The 17,121-nt window shown below is 53.8% G+C and carries 11 protein-coding genes and 1 pseudogene; 7 read left to right on the top strand and 5 right to left on the bottom strand.

The annotated features are described in order from the left end of the window. Window position 1: 1 nt before the first annotated feature. Complete coding sequence (locus tag K3T83_RS13945) at window positions 2-1,096, bottom strand: polyprenyl synthetase family protein (RefSeq protein WP_220203576.1); 1,095 nt, start codon at window positions 1,094-1,096, stop codon at window positions 2-4. Between the two features lie 259 nt (window positions 1,097-1,355). On the opposite strand from K3T83_RS13945, the gene K3T83_RS13940 reads away from it, so the two are divergent. After that, window positions 1,356-1,817 (top strand): NUDIX domain-containing protein, encoded by a 462-nt coding sequence (locus K3T83_RS13940; protein WP_220203575.1) that lies wholly within the window; start codon window positions 1,356-1,358, stop codon window positions 1,815-1,817. 27 nt (window positions 1,818-1,844) lie between these two features. On the opposite strand, the gene K3T83_RS13935 is transcribed toward K3T83_RS13940, so the two are convergent. Continuing rightward, window positions 1,845-2,177 (bottom strand): cupin domain-containing protein, encoded by a 333-nt coding sequence (locus K3T83_RS13935; protein WP_220203574.1) that lies wholly within the window; start codon window positions 2,175-2,177, stop codon window positions 1,845-1,847. A 119-nt stretch (window positions 2,178-2,296) separates the two neighbouring features. Next, window positions 2,297-2,590, bottom strand: a complete 294-nt coding sequence (locus tag K3T83_RS13930) for a hypothetical protein (protein ID WP_220203573.1) — start codon at window positions 2,588-2,590, stop codon at window positions 2,297-2,299. A gap of 420 nt (window positions 2,591-3,010) precedes the next feature. Between K3T83_RS13930 and K3T83_RS13925 the strand changes: the two genes are divergently transcribed. Continuing rightward, the gene (locus K3T83_RS13925; protein ID WP_220203572.1) at window positions 3,011-3,838 is read left to right on the top strand and encodes a peptidoglycan-binding domain-containing protein; all 828 of its coding nucleotides are present in this window, start codon (window positions 3,011-3,013) and stop codon (window positions 3,836-3,838) included. A 307-nt stretch (window positions 3,839-4,145) separates the two neighbouring features. Here K3T83_RS13925 and K3T83_RS13920 read toward each other — a convergent pair whose 3' ends face one another. Next, window positions 4,146-5,015, bottom strand: a complete 870-nt coding sequence (locus tag K3T83_RS13920) for a class I SAM-dependent methyltransferase (protein ID WP_220203571.1) — start codon at window positions 5,013-5,015, stop codon at window positions 4,146-4,148. 309 nt (window positions 5,016-5,324) lie between these two features. Further along, complete coding sequence (locus K3T83_RS13915) at window positions 5,325-6,395, bottom strand: alpha/beta hydrolase (protein ID WP_220203570.1); 1,071 nt, start codon at window positions 6,393-6,395, stop codon at window positions 5,325-5,327. Between the two features lie 196 nt (window positions 6,396-6,591). On the opposite strand from K3T83_RS13915, the gene K3T83_RS13910 reads away from it, so the two are divergent. The 5 genes and pseudogenes from K3T83_RS13910 to K3T83_RS13885 all read left to right on the top strand — a co-directional run bounded on the left by K3T83_RS13910 (window position 6,592) and on the right by K3T83_RS13885 (window position 17,114). Continuing rightward, window positions 6,592-7,977 carry a cytochrome P450 gene (locus K3T83_RS13910; RefSeq protein WP_220203569.1) on the top strand — a complete coding sequence of 462 codons (1,386 nt, stop codon included), beginning with the start codon at window positions 6,592-6,594 and terminating at the stop codon, window positions 7,975-7,977. Window positions 7,978-8,577: 600 nt separating this feature from the next. Further along, window positions 8,578-12,240 (top strand): ATP-binding protein, encoded by a 3,663-nt coding sequence (locus K3T83_RS13905; RefSeq protein ID WP_220203568.1) that lies wholly within the window; start codon window positions 8,578-8,580, stop codon window positions 12,238-12,240. 550 nt (window positions 12,241-12,790) lie between these two features. Continuing rightward, a pseudogene (sbnA, locus tag K3T83_RS57885) lies at window positions 12,791-13,821 on the top strand (2,3-diaminopropionate biosynthesis protein SbnA). A gap of 127 nt (window positions 13,822-13,948) precedes the next feature. After that, complete coding sequence (locus K3T83_RS13890; RefSeq protein WP_220203565.1) at window positions 13,949-16,660, top strand: Pls/PosA family non-ribosomal peptide synthetase; 2,712 nt, start codon at window positions 13,949-13,951, stop codon at window positions 16,658-16,660. Window positions 16,661-16,805: 145 nt separating this feature from the next. Beyond that, window positions 16,806-17,114 (top strand): hypothetical protein, encoded by a 309-nt coding sequence (locus K3T83_RS13885; RefSeq protein WP_220203564.1) that lies wholly within the window; start codon window positions 16,806-16,808, stop codon window positions 17,112-17,114. Window positions 17,115-17,121 lie beyond the last annotated feature (7 nt).

The raw sequence follows: 17,121 nt of genomic DNA, 5'->3' as shown, positions 1-17,121 counted from the left end.
ATTATGCCTGATTGACAAAGCGCACCAGCAGTGTTAAGTCGGCAAGGGCGCGCTGGCTGTGGGGGCGGTCCTTTGTGGCAATGTTTGCCAGGGCGTCAAGCGCGGCGTTGCATTGTTGTGTCAGGAAAGAATTGCAGAACTCTTTCGTGCCCGTCGCATCAAGAATTGCTAGCACCTGCTCTACCTGCTCATTCGTCAGTTCCGCCTTCTGTCGATAAATTTCATACAGACGATGCTGGTCTGCGAAATTGGCGTGCGCGAGGGCATGAATGATCGGGAGGCTCTTCTTGCGACGATAGATATCGCCCGCCGGCGTCTTCCCCAATTCTTCCTCAGTGGCCCACACGCCCAGCATATCGTCGCGCACCTGGAAGGCGAGGCCTAGCGCGCGTCCAAACTGGCTCAAGCTCTGAATGCTTTCCTGATCGGTGGTTGCCAGAATTGCTCCCATCTCTGCCGAACAGCTAATCAAGGCGGCTGTTTTGCGCTCGATCACCTGTAAATAGGTTTGTGTGGGGATATCCAGGTGTTCTTCAAAGCTCAGATCGAGGTGTTGCCCCTCCGTAATTGCCAGGCAGGTGCGATCATAGAGCATGCCGAGACGCGCCACGACGCTGCTTGATACTCCCTCATCCAGCGCTTTCCATAGGGTCAGACGAGCCAGCGAAAACAGGCCATCTCCCGTATTCACAGCCTGGGGAACGCCCCAGAGCTTCCAGAGCGTAGGTCTATGGCGTCGCTCTTCGTCGCCATCTTCGATATCGTCGTGAATAAGCGTAAAGCTGTGTGTTAGCTCGATTGCTGCCGCCACTGGCAGGGCGCGGCGCAACAAGGCATCGTCATTCTCGCCCGCTCCAACCGCTTCGCTGGCGAGCAGGAGGAGCGTTGGCCGCAAGTATTTGCCTGTGTTGGCTATCGCTGGATGAAAATGCTCATCGACCCAACCTAGATGATATTTCATCTGCCCATAAAATGCCTGTAGTTCGCTGTGTGCTGTGCTTGCCTGTGTCTCTATAGCATCGATCGCCGAGCGTAACGCCTGGTAGACTGGCTCTCTATGACGCTGAAAAACAGACTGTACTGATAGGGTTGACATAGTGTTTTTTTACTCCCATAGTTGTTCCCTTTCCCGTTTAGAGATCTTTGATCTTTTTAGGGACCGCATCCGGGTTATTATAACCCATAGTTGTTCATCGGTAGGGATTTAGTACTGATACCTAAAAGTTTTTCAATGTACCTATCGAGACCTGTTGGACGTGGATAGAGTGATGAGCCGCTATTGGTAGACTATCTATAACATAACGTATCATAACTCTATACGACAACTAGCAAGTTATTTGCAGGGGTAATCAGCAATGAGTGAGCAAAAAGAACAGCATAATCTTCGTCCAACCCATGTCGTTACCTGTTTTCTACAACGCAACGATCCCAACGATTCGCGCATCCTGATCGTACAGCGCAGTCAGCGTGTCGGCAGCTATCATGCGCATTGGGCCGGGATCAGCGGCTTTGTCGAGCCAGGTGTGACGCCAGACGAGCAGGCATATACCGAGATTCGTGAAGAGACCGGGTTGCAAGCGGATCAGGTGCGTATGGTCAGACGCGGTCAGGTAGTGGAACACGTCGATGAAGAGTTGGGCCGCCACTTTTATATTCACCCTTTTCTCTTTTTTGTTCTGGCACCTGAACGCATCCAGACCGATTGGGAGGCCGTCGACATGCGCTGGATCGATCCATCTGAATTGCGCAACTATCAGACGGTCCCCAAATTGCCGGAGGTCTATGAATCGGCGATACATGGGGAGGATACAGCATAGAAGAGGTGTCCTTCAAGGGCACCCCATTTATGCCTTTGCTTGTGTATATTCGGCAGGTGCGAAGAAGACGAGAATGCTCATATCTTCGGTAATCGAATGAAAGCGGTGTTCCACGCCAGCCGCGACGAAGACAATCGATCCCGCCGTCACTTCGCGCTCTTCCGTTCCCACGCGAATCATCCCTTTTCCGCTGGCGACGTAATAGACTTCATCTTCAGTGTGTGGCTGCTGTGGATCAATGCCACCAGCCGTTAAGCGATACAATCCCATGCTCAGGGCCGGGACGCGCAAAAATTCTAAGTAGAGTTTATCTCCCTGTCTGTGTGCATCTAGAAGCTGGCTCAGTTCAAAGGCTTGCATAGAAGATTCTCCTTCCGTTTTTGAGTATGCTGCTATGCAAGAGCATATGCCAGAAAATGATGCCTGCAAAGAGCCATTACTACTGAATCGAGCGGCAAATGGCTCTCCAGTCAAACAGGTTATTTAGCCTGTTTGCCTTTCCCTTTTTGTTGCCGAGCAGAATAGGCATTGCGCTGCTCTTCCTCAAGATCGGAGGCGATATCGTTACGTCCTTCTGCTGGCGGTTTGGAGGCTAGCTCTGGTGGGGTAATGGCGGTTGTTGACCCGGCTTTGATATCTTCTGGCCTTAACTGTGCATCCTCTAAGTCGATATCGGTACGTCCCTCAACTGGCGGCACTGTCATGGTGCCGGGATCAGTAGAGGTAACATCCTCGGGGGCCGTCTGGTCTGTGTTGCGTGAATGTTCTGCCATCTCTTTTCCTCTTTCCGCATGATCACATGTTTCTTTGAGGAACACGCTCTGCAATCACAAACCGTGACAGTCAGGCTTCATATCAGTTCGATAGCTTGTTTCCTACAGAAGGGCGTGTGAAGGACGATCCGTTTGCGCGCGTTTTCTCCTGGATACTTTTTCGCTTTTTTGCGTCTCGTTGCAAACTTTCCCTATCTACCCCCCAGTTCTTCGTTTATTGGTACGTCTCTATGGAAAGAAGCTACTGGTGAGCTTTTTCTCTCTTTTTTGAGATGCTTCGTGCAACAAGAACCATGCCTCTGGAGAACGAGAGGATCGGAGAGCAATGCAGGGGGAGCGGTTTCCCTCTGTCCCTTGTTTCCGAAACAGGAGCATTGGCACGAGAGAAAGTATATGTATATATCTAAATGGAGGAATAGCATGAGAGTCAATCGGGTTCTGGTCAGAACCGTGGGCATCCCTTCCCTGTGTGCGCTCGGCCTCATCTTCCTACTCTCGCAGGCAACGTTTGCTGCGACAACGCGCTCTATGGGAGCAGAGGCAACCACCTGCAATGTCCTCAAGAGGGGATCGAAGGACGCCGCCACAAATGGACAGGTTACCATATTGCAGACCAAGTTAAAAGCTGATGGGGAAGGTAGCCTCCTGGGAACAACTGGTTCCAATCATGATGGAATAGATGGCGATTTTGGAGGCCATACTCTTCAAGCCGTGGAAGCCTATCAGCAGAAGCACACGGGATTGAAAATTGATGGAATCGTCGGTGCCCATACCTGGGATGCTCTTGGTGGATGTGAGCCGGCCGCTTCCACAGGCACTTCAGGCACCACCACAACAACGGCACCAGCCCCAGCTGTGCTACATCTGGAAGCCAGTGGGACTAAAGCTAAAGGAAGTGCGGATCTGACATTCACAGGAACCAACCAGTTGACTAACGTGAAAATGACAGTGCAAGACACAGCCTGTGATGCTCATCCGGTTTATGTGCAGCTCAGAATCTACTACACGATCTCCAATACGACAACGAACACTAACGTGGACCCGGGCACGCTTCGTAAGTCGAACAGCGGAGGGTGTCAGGCCAGCGCTCAGACCTGGGCAAGTCTGAGTTATACTCACACTCAGGCGCTCCATAATACAGCGGCCCCAACTGCCATCAATGGAGTGCGGCTTCGGGTGTGTGTCGATGACGCGTTCTCAGACACCTGCTATGAGTCGAACTACCTTGACAACCCGAACGTTGCCTGAACGTTCTTGCATCCTGCTGCGTGATGCAAGGATGTGACCTGGCAGATGGAGGGGATATCGGAGAGACTCTCTCTAAGATGTTCCTGGCATGTCAGAGAAAAAATTACCTCTCTGACATGCCGTTGAGGGATACAACGGCCTTGCCTTCTGGCGCAAACCACTACCAGCGAGGAAGCAATGCTCACCCCAGCAGCCAATCGAAGCCGTTCAGTGATGCATCTGTTTTGCCATCTCTTTTCCTCTTTCCGCATAGATCACAGGTTTCTTTGAGGAATATGCTTTGCAAGCACAAACCGTGATAGCGCGCTCAGCTTCCAGGCTTCTCGCCCCAAACACGCTGGAAATAGGCGATGGCACAAAATGTGTTGGACTGCATCTCCTCAACGGTCTGTTCATACAGACGATCAAGCTCTTGCTGAGTGATGAAGCCGCTGCGCACCAGAAAAGGTTGGAGAAGCTTCAAGAACGTGTTGAAATTGTCATACATGGTGTTATGAGCTGGCATACCGGCAGAGAAATTGAGGGCATGGGCATCCTGTTTGATCTCTTCAAACCGTGCGTCGCGAAGGAGTTGCTCTTGAACAGCGGTGATGCCATAGTGATCTCCTTGCAGTGTAAAGCATTGTCCCGCTGCCCGTGCTGCTTGAATAAGTAAATGATTGTACTGGGTAAGAGAGGGGCTGGTGCTGATACCCAGATCTTCAAATTCGGTCGAGCAGATGATCCCGCCCGGACGCAAAAGCCGGAAGCACTCATTTAGCAGTACGGGCCAGGTTGTTGTGGACTGGAAACCGGTAATGAAGCGAGCATTGATGACATCGAAAGAGGCATCGGGAAAGGCGAGTGGCTGACGCGCATCCATCACCTCAAACTGCGTATTTGAGCGTTGATGAATTTCGGCAGAGAAGCGCGCATAGCGAATCATGAGCGAACTGATATCGATACCAGTGACAGTACTGGTTGGAAACTGCTCTGCAACAGCGAAGGCCCATTCTCCAGGACCACATCCGATATCAAGAAATGCACGCTTCTTAGACAGGTCCAGCGAGGCGGGGAAGAGGCCAAGATGCTCGGTGAGCATGTAGGATTGCCGGGTCAGGCGAGCCATTTCTGCTGCATTTTCGGCATCTACTTGATAACTTGATGAGAGATGTGAATCATCGGGGAGTATGGACATCAAAAGCGCCTCCTTGTTCGTTTGATAGCCTCCTCAAATGGATTGATCTTTCGAGCGCCGCACAGAGGGGAAGCTCGCAGGAAGGATGATGCCACTCATTGTACCACAGAAGCTTCTCTATTTTATTCTGTCAGAGATCAAATCCTGGTAAGCAGGCTCAATGTCACTCAGCCTTGATTTTTATGGCGCTTTTGAGAAGAATAAGGGAGGAGGGAAGATGGCAAGCGTCAGCTCGTCGTCTGTGTTCCTCTCCCTCAAACAGGTAGCCCATTATAGTCGTTCAAGAACGCAGGCAATTCCTTTTGACATCTATTGGCATAGTTGTGTGGGAGGATTGGTAGATGAGCTTCCTATTCTGCGATTTGCCCAATCGATTGCGGCTTGCAGCCATCGAGACGTATTGTTGTGAAGGTTTATAGAATGACCAGAGGAAGAGAGCGCGTAACCTTCCAGACATGCATGCGGTGAGTAGAATGTGGATTCCCTGGCAACAATTGCCGCGTTCGTTGCACATGAAAGCGCGAGGCCACAAACGGTAATATCCTTTTCTCCAACCGCTACAAGGACTGGCACTTGTATCAGTAAAGTGCTTGTTGGACTCAAGCCCACGAAAACCGTTGCAAGCTCTCCATTTGTGATCGTTTGTTTTAATTGTTCATCTTCTGCGATGATAGAAGTATTTGTATCTGCTGTATTATAAAAGCTTGTACTCCGTGTTTCTGGTTTTGTCGTTAAATATCCAGAAGGAAGATTGCTCTGTGCAAATTTTGGATCGAGGTTCACTGGATAGAAAGACGCAATCACCGCAGCGGCCCCTGTTGCATTCACCGTATGCATAACTCCTGTGATAATTATTCCATCAGCATCCCCATAAGAAGAAGCTTCTGTAATAGCGATTGTTGAGCCAAATGAATGGCCTACAAGGATAATCTTGGAAAAACTTTCTCCTTGAAAACTTCCATTGCGCAACTGCTGGATGATTTGATGAAGCACATAGGCATTCGAGAGGAGTGTCACCTGGAGAGCTGGAGGATGGTCGCTCAACCCTGTGCCGATCCTGTCAAGGCTAAGGACCGCATATCCAGCGCTGGTGATCCGTCTGACATAGGAGTTGGTTTCTGTAAGAGAGGGAAAGTCCCAATACGTATGGTCGTAGGTTGATCCATGAACCAGAACCTGAACAGTCTTTCCCTCGATCGGCCCTTGAGAACAGAGCCAGGTGGCAACATGGTAGATCGTTGGGTCGAGGCTTGAAAGGGTAACAGGAACAAAAGACTGAGTACAACTGGTCGTGCTGTCTGCATATGTGTAAGTGGAAGAAAGGGGAAGTAGAAACAGATACAGAAAAAATGCACTAAAAAATGGCAGAAGCCGCTTCACGGTTCGTTCTCCTTAGTTGTTAATATATATATTCCTATTTAGTATTATACTTTACGAGAAAACAAGCAAGCATATTTATTTAGTTTACTTATTAATGAAAACAATGGAGGATGATAGGAACAGAGAGAGAGGGTGTATATGATATACTCTCAATTGATGCACCTTCTGATGAGTAGCACGAAAGGAAAATTGTCCGATGCCATTTTCATCAACGCCCAGTCCTTACCGGTGCAAGCTTCCACCCGGGCCGTCTGCCTTTCAACCGTGGAAAAGTAACTTTGCGGTCCAACACGATCTACTCTTTTTCCTCAACACGCTCATCCAAACCTATGGAGATACGGTTCGCTTCCAACTTGCTCTCTGGCCTGCCTATCTTCTCAATCGTCCAGAAGATGTGAAGAGGGTGTTACAAACGAACAGTCACAAGTATGATAAAGATGTGCTTTTCTTTCGCATGCTGCGTCCCTGGCTCGGCAATGGGCTGGTCACTAATTTGGAGCCAGCATCCTGGCTTCGACAACGACGGCTTCTTCAACCAGCTTTTCACAAAAGCTACATCGCGGCATTTGATACTATCATGACCACAGAAACGGTCGGGATGCTCCAGTGCTGGGACGTGGATGGTGAAGGGAGTAGACCGCTTCCTCTCCTCCATGAGATGCAACGCTTAACGCTGCGAATTGCCAGTCGTACCCTCTTTGGGAGCGACTTCAGTCAGCACCTCGATCCCTTTAACCAGGCATTAATTGAGGTGAACGAATTCTTCCTTAGCTATCTCCGATTTCCTTTTCCTCCACTCCGCTTCCCGACGCCCCGCCATAAACGCTTCTGGCGAGCAAAGCGTTTCATGGATAGCGTGATCTATGAGATGATTGCACATCAACGCCAAACGCATGAGGAGAGGAAGGATCTTCTCTCGTTGTTATTGCAGGCGAAAGATGAGGAGACAGGAGAACCCATGAATCAACAGCAGGTGCATGATGAAGCGCTGACTTTGCTTGCGGCTGGTTATGAAACCACTGCCACCGTTTTAACCTGGTTTTGGTGTTTGCTGGCACAACATCCTCAGGTTGAGGAACGTTTGCATAAGGAACTGGATGATGTCCTTGCTGGCCGACTGCCAACAGGAGCTGACCTGCTCCGACTTCCATATCTCCGATTAATTCTTGAAGAGACCTTGCGGCTCTATCCGTCAGGCTGGTTGGAAATGCGCAAGGCCAGAGAAGCAGACGAACTTGGGGGCTATACAGTGCCGAAAAATACCATCCTCATCTGGAGTCCCTACTTGCTTCATCGGCACCCAGATTTTTGGGTGCAGCCAGAGCGATTTGACCCGGAACGGATCAATCTTCCTACCTCCTTGTATCAACAAGCCAGAGAAGCCGACACGTGGATTCCATTTGGGAATGGGCCTCATCGTTGCATTGGGCAGCACTTTGCTATGATGGAGATGACTTTACTAGTGGCAACGATCGCTCAACGCTATCGTCTTCTTCTTGCACCTGGATATCGACCAGAGATTGAGCCGTTCATCACTCTGGGAGCGCGACAGGGATTGCCAATGCTCAGACAGCGCCGATAAGCAGGGAATGTATGCCGAAGCGGTTTGCTCAATTACAACCGTTGCACTACGGTTACTATGCCCTGTCCAACTTCCACATAGATCACATATTTCTTTGAGGAACACGCTTTGATACTGGAGAGGTGGATCTTATTCCTCTCTCCTAAGTGTGAGAAACAGGAGCAACGAATATGTAACGCGCAGCGCAATGAATAATAGGATATGCCTCCGTGCGGATGTTTCCTCTGTTCACAGACAGCCGCATCTGCCTTGCGGGCTGAGCTTGACCAGCTACCGATTGCTATGATACTCTCTCGTCAGAGGGAGGTGTCGTACGGTGTGACCTACTTCTTGTCCTTGCCGACCCGAGAACGGGGTGGGCTGAACTGGACGACCATCACTCACAGAGGCTTTGCCTCGTTTCGAGGAACGCTTCTGGAAGGAGCCAGGGTGTCCTATACACAAGAGGACTGCCATGGGTCTCTTACGTCTGGCCGTACTCGGCCCGCCAGAAATCTTTCATGATAGTAATCGCCTGACCTTTTCCTTGCGCAAGGCCCAGGCCTTGCTTTTCTATCTCGCTGTCGAGGGGGCTTACATCCGCGCAGCAAGCTGGCTACCTTGTTGTGGCCCGATAGTGCTGCCCATGAGGCACGTTCCGCCCTACGCAATGTCCTGACCTTGCTGCGCCACCTGCTCGATGAGCCTGCCTGCACTCCAGCCTCACACAGTCATCTCCTTGTTGAACACGATTTGCTCGGTCTGAACCCACAGGCTCCTCTGGAACTAGACCTGGATAAGGTGCAATTGGCCTTTAAACAGGCTCAGATGTCCTCTGCGATCCCATCAGAGACAGAATACGATGCTCTGGTCGCACAACTTCAGAACGCCATTTCCCTCGTGCGCGGCCCTTTCCTTGATGGCTTCTGGCTGCGTGAGGAAACCTGCTTTGATGAATGGCACCAGCAGCAGCAGGAGAAGTGGCAAGTGCGGCTGCTCACGCTCTGTGAGCGGCTCTCGGCCTGGCAGGAGGCAACGGGTGAGATGGAGCAGGCCCGCCTTACCCTCACCCGTTGGCTGAGCCTGGATTCGCTGTCGGAGGAGGCCTCTCGACGCCTTATGCGCGTGTATGTGACACAAGGCGATGCGAGTTCCGCCTTGCAGGTCTATGTTACCTTGCAGAATCGGCTGGCCGAGGCGTTGCACATGAACCCGGATGCAAAGACTGAAGCCCTGGCCGAGGGCATTCGTGCGACCCAGGCCAGCGGCGGCCATGTTGCGATCCATTCTTCCACCTCTACAGTGTTTCAACCTCCCGGCGAGTTGGTAGTACCGCTGGTGGGACGGGCTGCAGCCTTCCGTGATCTCGTGGAACATTACCAGTTGGCACAGGCTGGACAACCTCAGGCGGTGCTGTTGCTGGGGGAGGCTGGCATCGGCAAAACGCGGCTGGCCAATGAGTTTGTCGCCTGGGCCAGGGCACAGGGGGCGGATATTCTCTCTGGGCATGCCTTCGAGCTGGGAGGTCGCTTGCCCTATCAGCCGTTGGTTGAAGCTCTGCGACCACGCCTGGAGGCGGAAAACGCCCCTGAAGATTTACTGGAAGATTTGTGGCTGGCCGAGCTTGCTCGCATCCTGCCTGAACTACAGGTGCGCTATCCCGATCTGTCGATCCCTACTCACGATGAGTTTTCAGACAAGCTGCGGCTCTTTGAAGCGGTCGTACGCCTACTGGCAGCTCTGGCGCGGCGTGCGCCGCTGGTGCTGCTATTGGAAGATTTGCATTGGGCAGATAGTGCCTCCCTCAATCTGGTGCGTTACCTGGGACATGCCTGGAGAGAGCATGGTAGTCGGGTGCTATTGCTATGTACGGTGCGCAGTGAAGGGGTGGAACTCACCCCGGAATTGGCCGCTCAGCTCTCGGATCTGGATCGCGACCTGCCGCTTACCCAAGTTTCTTTGCCGCTGCTGAGTCAGACAGAGACCTTGCAACTCCTGGAGGCTCTTGTGGCAGAGGGGGATCACGACCTGGAACAGTCCTTCGGAGCCTTTGCCTCGTCTACTTGGGAGAGGCCATTGGCCGTGCTGAGTGACTTCCTGTTTGCACGCACCGATGGGCAGCCGCTGTACGTACTGGAGACGCTCAAGCTCTTACGGGATCGGCAATGGCTGATCCCGCAGCTGACGACCGATGGAGTCAGTCGGCTTTTTCCGACAAGGGAATTGGTGGCTGCCCTGGCTCGGTGGAGGTGCGAGCGCGAACTAGTCCCTCCCTCAGTACGAGCGTTGATCCAGACGCGGCTAGCGAAGTTGCCCTCGCCAGCACGCTCCCTGGTGCAGGTCAGTGCCGTGCTGGGCCATTCAACAAGCGCTTACAGCTTATGGCAACTAGCTGATCTGGAACTGCAGACAGGTGTGGAGGCTCTGGAGGAAGCTGTCAGGAGTGGAATCCTGCGCGAAGAGCCAGCTGAGTCAGGGCGACCGGCCAGCTATCGCATCACCCATGAGCTGATGCGCGACGTGGTCTACACTGAACTGGGAGCTGCAAGACGAGCCGTCTTGCACCGGCGCGCCCTAACGATGCTTGAGTCTGAGGGTGTACGAGTTGCTGAACTGGCTTATCATGCGCTCGCGGCTGGGGAGGCTTCCCTGGCCTATCACTATAGTGTGCAGGCGGGCGATGAGGCGCGGGCCGTCTTTGCCGTCGAGGAGGCCATCGGACATTACGAACAGGCACGAGTCTTGCTCAAAACCCACCAGTCTCTACAGAGTGAGCTTTCTCCCTCGCAGATCGAACCCCTTTACGTTTGCCTGGAGCGAGCTTATGCCTTCCAGAACGCCTGGACATCCGCCCAGCAGGTCTCTGAAGAACTGCTGGCTTATGCACAAGAACACAAACTCTCAGCTCTGGTGAGCATGACCCTCAATCGCTTGGCGGTCCTGGCCGTCCAGCAGACCAGGGATAGATCAGAGGTGCAAGCGCTGCTTGAGCAAGCCTGGCAACAGGCTCAGAGTCGCCACGATCAACGAACTCAGGCGGAAACAGCGTGGAACTGGGCCCAGATCAGCGGCATCCTCTGGGCAAATCCAAAGCAGGCTTTGCCTCATAGCAAGCAGGCTGTGGCCCTGGCACGTGAGATAGCAGATCAGGAACTGCAAGCCAGAAGTCTCTCCTTACTAGGCGTGATCCGCCTTCTTGGAGGAGAGTTCGAGGAAGCGATACCTCTTCTGGAAAAGGCCTATGTGCTCTATGCTGCACTTGACCACGAACCGCTTGCTGTGCGTAAACTCTCGCTTCCCTACTTTGCCCTTGGCCCTCCTCTCACCCAACCTTTGACCAATCGTGCCTCGGAAGCCTTGTGCTGCATGGGTTTGGGTATGGCACGATTACATACTGGGCAGATGCAGGAGAGTATGGCAAGTAGCTGTAGGGCGCTGGCGCTCTCTCGGGAGAGCAAGAACCCTTGGGCACAAGTCTATAGTATGAGCCGCCTGGCGTATGTATTGCTGGAGACAGGGGAGTATGAAACGGTACTCGGTCTCATGCAACATGCCGTTGCACTGGCGCGGCTCCTTCCGCTGACGGATTTCTTCCCGTCCTTTCTCACTGCCCTGGGTAGTGTCTATCAATCATTACAGCAGTGGGAAGAGGCGCGGGCTGCCCTCCAAGAGGCAGTAGGTACAGCCGAGAGGGGAGGAAGGGAACCCTGGCGTGTGCTCGCACTCTCGCGGCTGTGCCTGCATTATGCTCTGACTGGAGAGTGGGAAACGGCCTCCCGCCATGCGTTGCAGGCCATCAGCCTGCGCAAGCGCGCTAACGTGTCATTGATCGTTTGGGATTTCTCCTCGCATGCTGAAACGGAGGCGTTACTGCACACTGGAGAGGAGCGCCAGGTGCGGGAAGAAGTGCAGCGCTTGGGTGAATGCCTTGGTTCCAGTCAGCGTTTCCGCCTTCCCTATCTGCGCTCTTTGGCAGCCTTAGCAGAGTGGCATGGGCACGACTTGCAGGCCAGCGGATACCTGCGCGAGGCCGAGCAGTTGGCCGCGAACCTCGGCTTGCCGGCGGAGCGCTGGCAGATCCTGGCGAGGTTGGCAAGGGTGTATCAAGCAAGAGGAGATCAAAAGCAAGCGCGGCTAGCCATTGGGGAGGCAGCCAAGATCATTGAAGGACTGGCCGAGGGTATCAAGGATGAGACGCTGCGTGCGCGCTATCTCGCTGGGTTCCAGATTTACCCCGTGCTGCAGCAATCCCAACTCAATGCCTGCCTGCTGCCTCCCAGATGACCAACCAGACTCTGCTGAACGCTCGTGTTTTAACCAACGAGATTAAAGAAATCAGTAAAAGCTGATAAAACGAGTTGATGTGCAGTATCAGTTGTCGAAGTTGGTATTCCTCTATCCATCGCTCTGTCGGTTATTCTCTGCTTCCTTCCTGGCTTAGCGTTTGGATCACTACTTATTACACTATGGGTTGCGCTTTCATTGCACTTCCTCTCTATACTAGGGCCAGAAAGAGGAGTACCTTCAACATTCGCTATATACCCTCTATAGCCCTATTCTTAACTCATCCATCAAAAAATGGAAAGGAGGAAGGGAGCTTCACCTATGTGCAGGTGGACTCGCCATTGCTCTCCGGCATACATGAGGTAACTGTCAAATGAGCACCACTCACCCCGCCACAAATGAGCGTGCAATATCCAAACCGATCACTGCACGTCCGTTCGCTGTGACCTCTGGTGCCCAGGTTCAACATGTACAGCAGGGACGGCTTCTCCACGAGTTGCATTGACGTAAATGAGTACACTACCGGTCTGTTGTACGTGAGGAGGTCATTATGTCAATTATATCCTTTCCTCAAGCTTTTAACGAGGAAGATCTCTACATCGACCTTCGGTCGATCTTCGGGCGCGCGCTGTTCCTCAAGTGTGAGGGTTTCAATTTCGCTGGCTCGATCAAGCTCAAGGCGGCAATCGAGATGGTAGAGGCAGCCGAGCGGGATGGAGTCCTCAAGCCAAAATCAATTCTGGTCGAGTCCTCATCGGGAAATCTGGGCGTGGCGCTCAGTGTGATAGCGGCGAGCAAGGGCTACCAATTCCTGTGCGTGACGGACCTGCGCTGCAACCTGTCAACCAAATTGCTGATGGAAGCCTTAGGAAGCCAGGTACACATCATCACTGAGCCAGATGAGGGGGGCGGATTCCTTGGAGCACGGCTGGCCTATGTGCAGCAACTGTGCGCCTCCGACGAGCGCTACGTGTGGCTCAACCAATACACCAATCCGCACAATTGGAAGGCGCACTACCACAGCACCGCACCAGCGATCGCTCACCAATTCCCGAACCTGGATGTACTCTTCGTCGGGGCCGGCACCACTGGAACCCTGATGGGGTGTGCGCGCTACTTCCGACAGCGACACTGGCCCGTGCAGATCATTGCAATAGACAATGTCGGCTCGGTAACCTTCGGGGGCCGCCGGGCCGCCGGATGATTCCTGGCCTGGGTATGGGCGTTCATCCGCCGCTGCTCGATGAGTCCTATGTGGATGGGGTGGTCATGGTTGAGGAGGTCGATACCATCCGTGCCTGCCGGAGGCTGGCCAGAAGCGGCTTTCTGTTCGGTGGTTCCACCGGTACGGTGGTCAGTGGCGCGATGGATTGGTTGGCTCAGCATGACGAGCGCCACGAACTCACTGCGGTGGCCATCGCACCAGACCTCGGCGAGCGCTACCTCACCACTATATACCAATCCAATTGGCTAAAAGATGTGTACGGTGAAGATACGTTTGAGGTCGACGAACTGAACGTTAGCTCCTGGTCGTCAGACAAGCAGCCACATCAACAACCAACCATGTTATTTGCCAGATGACCTTACGAAAAATCGAGCAGGCGTCCAGCCGTCAGGACTGCTTCGCCAACCATCTTGTGAAGGAGCCGATGTTTCCCTTCATTCAATGTCGCGAATTATCAACTTCTATTTCGAAGGAACTTATGTCATGGAACAATCTATCGAGCGTTTAACAGCCGATCTGCCCGAATCTGTAGTCGCTCAAGGGAGATATGCCGAGCCAACGAGCGACATCGAGCGGAACTTTGCTGAAGTACTAGCTTCTGTTGTACACGTCGAGCGCATTTCGCTCGACAGCCACTTCTTCGACGATCTGGGAGCCAACTCGTTGGTGATGGCCCAGTTCTGTGCTCGGGTCCGCAAGCGGGGAGACCTTCCTTCGGTCTCGATCAAGGACGTTTACCAGCATCCCACGATCCGCCTCCTGGCCTCGTCGCGCGACGAGGCCAGACCTGGCCTTGTTGCCTCGTCGGTCCCAGCCTCGGCTGAGGTGAGCACCCCGTCCAGCACGCGGCAATACGTTCTGTGTGGCACGCTGCAACTGCTGATCTTCCTGGGTTATTCCTTCCTTGTTGGGCTGGTCATCAGCTGGGGTTATAACTGGATCTCTGCCAACTCCGGGTGGATCGATCTTTATCTGCGATCGGCTCTCTTCGCTGGCGCACTCTTCGCTGGCATCTGCGGCTTCTCAATCACGGCCAAGTGGGTCCTTATCGGTCGGTGGGAAGCCAGAGAATTTCCGGTCTGGAGCCTGGCCTACGTACGCTTCTGGATTGTCAAGGTGCTGGTCCATGCCAACCCGATGGTCTTCTTTGTCGGCACCCCTCTCTACGTGCTGTACCTGCGGGCGCTCGGTGCACGCATCGGCAAAGGGGTCACGATCCTTTCCCGCACTATTCCGGTCTGCACCGACCTGCTCACGATCGGGGCCAATACAATCATCTGCAAAGAGTCATCCTTCCTCTGCTACCGGGCGCATGCCGGGCGTATTCAGCTCGGTCCGGTTACTGTGGGCCGGGATGTGTACGTCGGCGAGAAGACCGTGCTCGACATCAATACGTCGATGGGCAATGAAGCGCAACTCGGCCATACATCCGCTCTACAAAGCGGCGAGACGATCCCGGATGGTCAACGGTGGCACGGCTCTCCAGCACAACGCACCCAGCTGGACTATTTGCGAGTTGCTCCAGCCAGGTGTGGCTCGCTGCGCCGCTTCACTGAAGGACTCGTCACGCTGCTTGTGGTATGCTTTGTATTCATGCCTCTGGTCATCATGGGGTTATACGCTCTGTTCATCCTGGTGCCAGCCCTGATCCGCCTGCTGCTACCCGGCATGATGAGGATCACCGGGCCGATGTTCTATATCGATGCTCTGATTCTTTCCCTGGTGGTGTTCTTCGGCATTGGCATCCTCAGACTGGCCTTTGTGTTCACCGTGCCGCGCCTGCTGAGCTACTTCATCAAGCCGGATAAGGTCTATCCGCTCTATGGCTTCCATTACGCACTGCACCGGGCGATCACGCTCATGACCAATATCAAGCTCCTCAACCGGCTCTTCGGTGACAGTTCCTACATCCTCAACTATCTGCGCGGCCTGGGATATACCCTTTCCTATGCTGAGCAGACCGGGGCGAACTTCGGCTCGGAGTTGCAACATGAAACCCCGTTCCTGAGTTCTGTTGGTCAGGGTACGATGGTGTGCGACGGACTCTCGATGATGAATGCCAACTTCTCTAGCACGTCCTTTCGCGTGTCGCGAGTGTCGATCGGGGCACATAACTTCCTGGGAAACACTATCGCCTTTCCTGCGGGTGCCCGCACGGGCGACAACGTCTTGATCGCAACGAAGGCGATGATCCCGCTCGACGGTGAGATTCGTGAGGGCGTGGGTCTGCTGGGTTCGCCTTCTTTCGAGATTCCCCGCTCGGTGGAGCGCGATAGCCGCTTCGATCATCTGTGGAGGGGCGATGAGCGGCGCAAACGTCTTGCCGCCAAGAACCGCTACAATATCCGCACGATGGGCGTGGTTCTGTTCGTCGAGTGGCTGCAAATTCTCCTGTTCACCTTGTTCGCTTTTGTGGCTGTCAATCTCAACAATGTGCTCGGTCCGGTGGGAGTCGCTGCGGACGTGTCGCTCAGCCTCGTGGTGAGCACGGCCTACTATATTCTGGTCGAGCGGATTACGACGGGATTCCGCCCCCTGCGCCCGCAGTTTTGTTCCATTTATGATCCCTACTACTGGTGGCACGAGCGTCTCTGGAAGGTGCCTGAGATGTATCTCAACATCTTCAACGGCACTCCATTCAAGAACGTGGTCTGGCGGTTGCTCGGTGTGCGAATTGGCCATAGGGTCTTCGACGACGGCTGCACCCTGACGGAGCGGACGCTGACCATCATTGGGGGCGACTGCACGCTCAATGCGGGAAGCAAGGTCCAGTGCCACTCGATGGAGGATGGCATCTTCAAGTCTGACCGCACGACACTCGGCGCAGGTTGCACCCTGGGTGTCGGTGCCTTAGTCCACTACGGCGTGACGATGGGCGACGGAGCAATACTCTCCGCCGACTCCTTCCTCATGAAAGGTGAGGAGACCCCGCCGCACTCATTGTGGGGAGGGAATCCGGCCAGAGCGCTGGCAAACTCCCAGGCGGCGAGCATCCCACAGTTAGTCGCTCACCATGTGCCATCGCCAGAGTATACCCATTCCGACGGCCATGCTCACCACCTGATCGAAGACAACGCAGTTGCCATGCAGATCTGTCAGGACAGCAACAACCACTATGATACCTGTCGCACTGTTCGGCAACAAGGAGTAGCACGACGCTCGTTGAAAGAAGGGAAGATTCGATGGGAAAAATAACAGAGACTGATCGCGAGTTCTGGTAGCGTGTGCTTGGAGCTGGAGGGTCCACCACTATCCCATGCTCGACCCTCACACCGGAGACGGGCGTGGCCCTCGTACGCAGTGACGATCTCCAGATCCGAGAGAGGGGCTGATCTTCTTCTTGTTCTTGTGGTTTCTGCTCATCATGCGAGGCACGATCTTGCCCTGCTTTGGTTTTTGGGCAAGTTGGGCACAACTAGTAGCTCGTGTTCCTGTTCTGGTACGCCTGCTCGTTGCCTTCTTTGCCCTCTCCCTCCTTGCCTGGGGCACGATCAGCCCGCTTTGGGACCAGACAACGCTGTCCATTGATACGCCGAGTGCGACTTTTGCGCCATATCTGTTCACGACAGGAATAGCCGTCGTCATGATGGCACTTCTTCTCCCACAGACCAGGCAACAGACCCCGCCAGGAAGAAAGCCGACCAACTAGGAGAAGG

The sequence above is a fragment of the Reticulibacter mediterranei genome (genome assembly GCF_016587455.1).
This window is presented reverse-complemented; position numbering and strand designations above follow the sequence as displayed.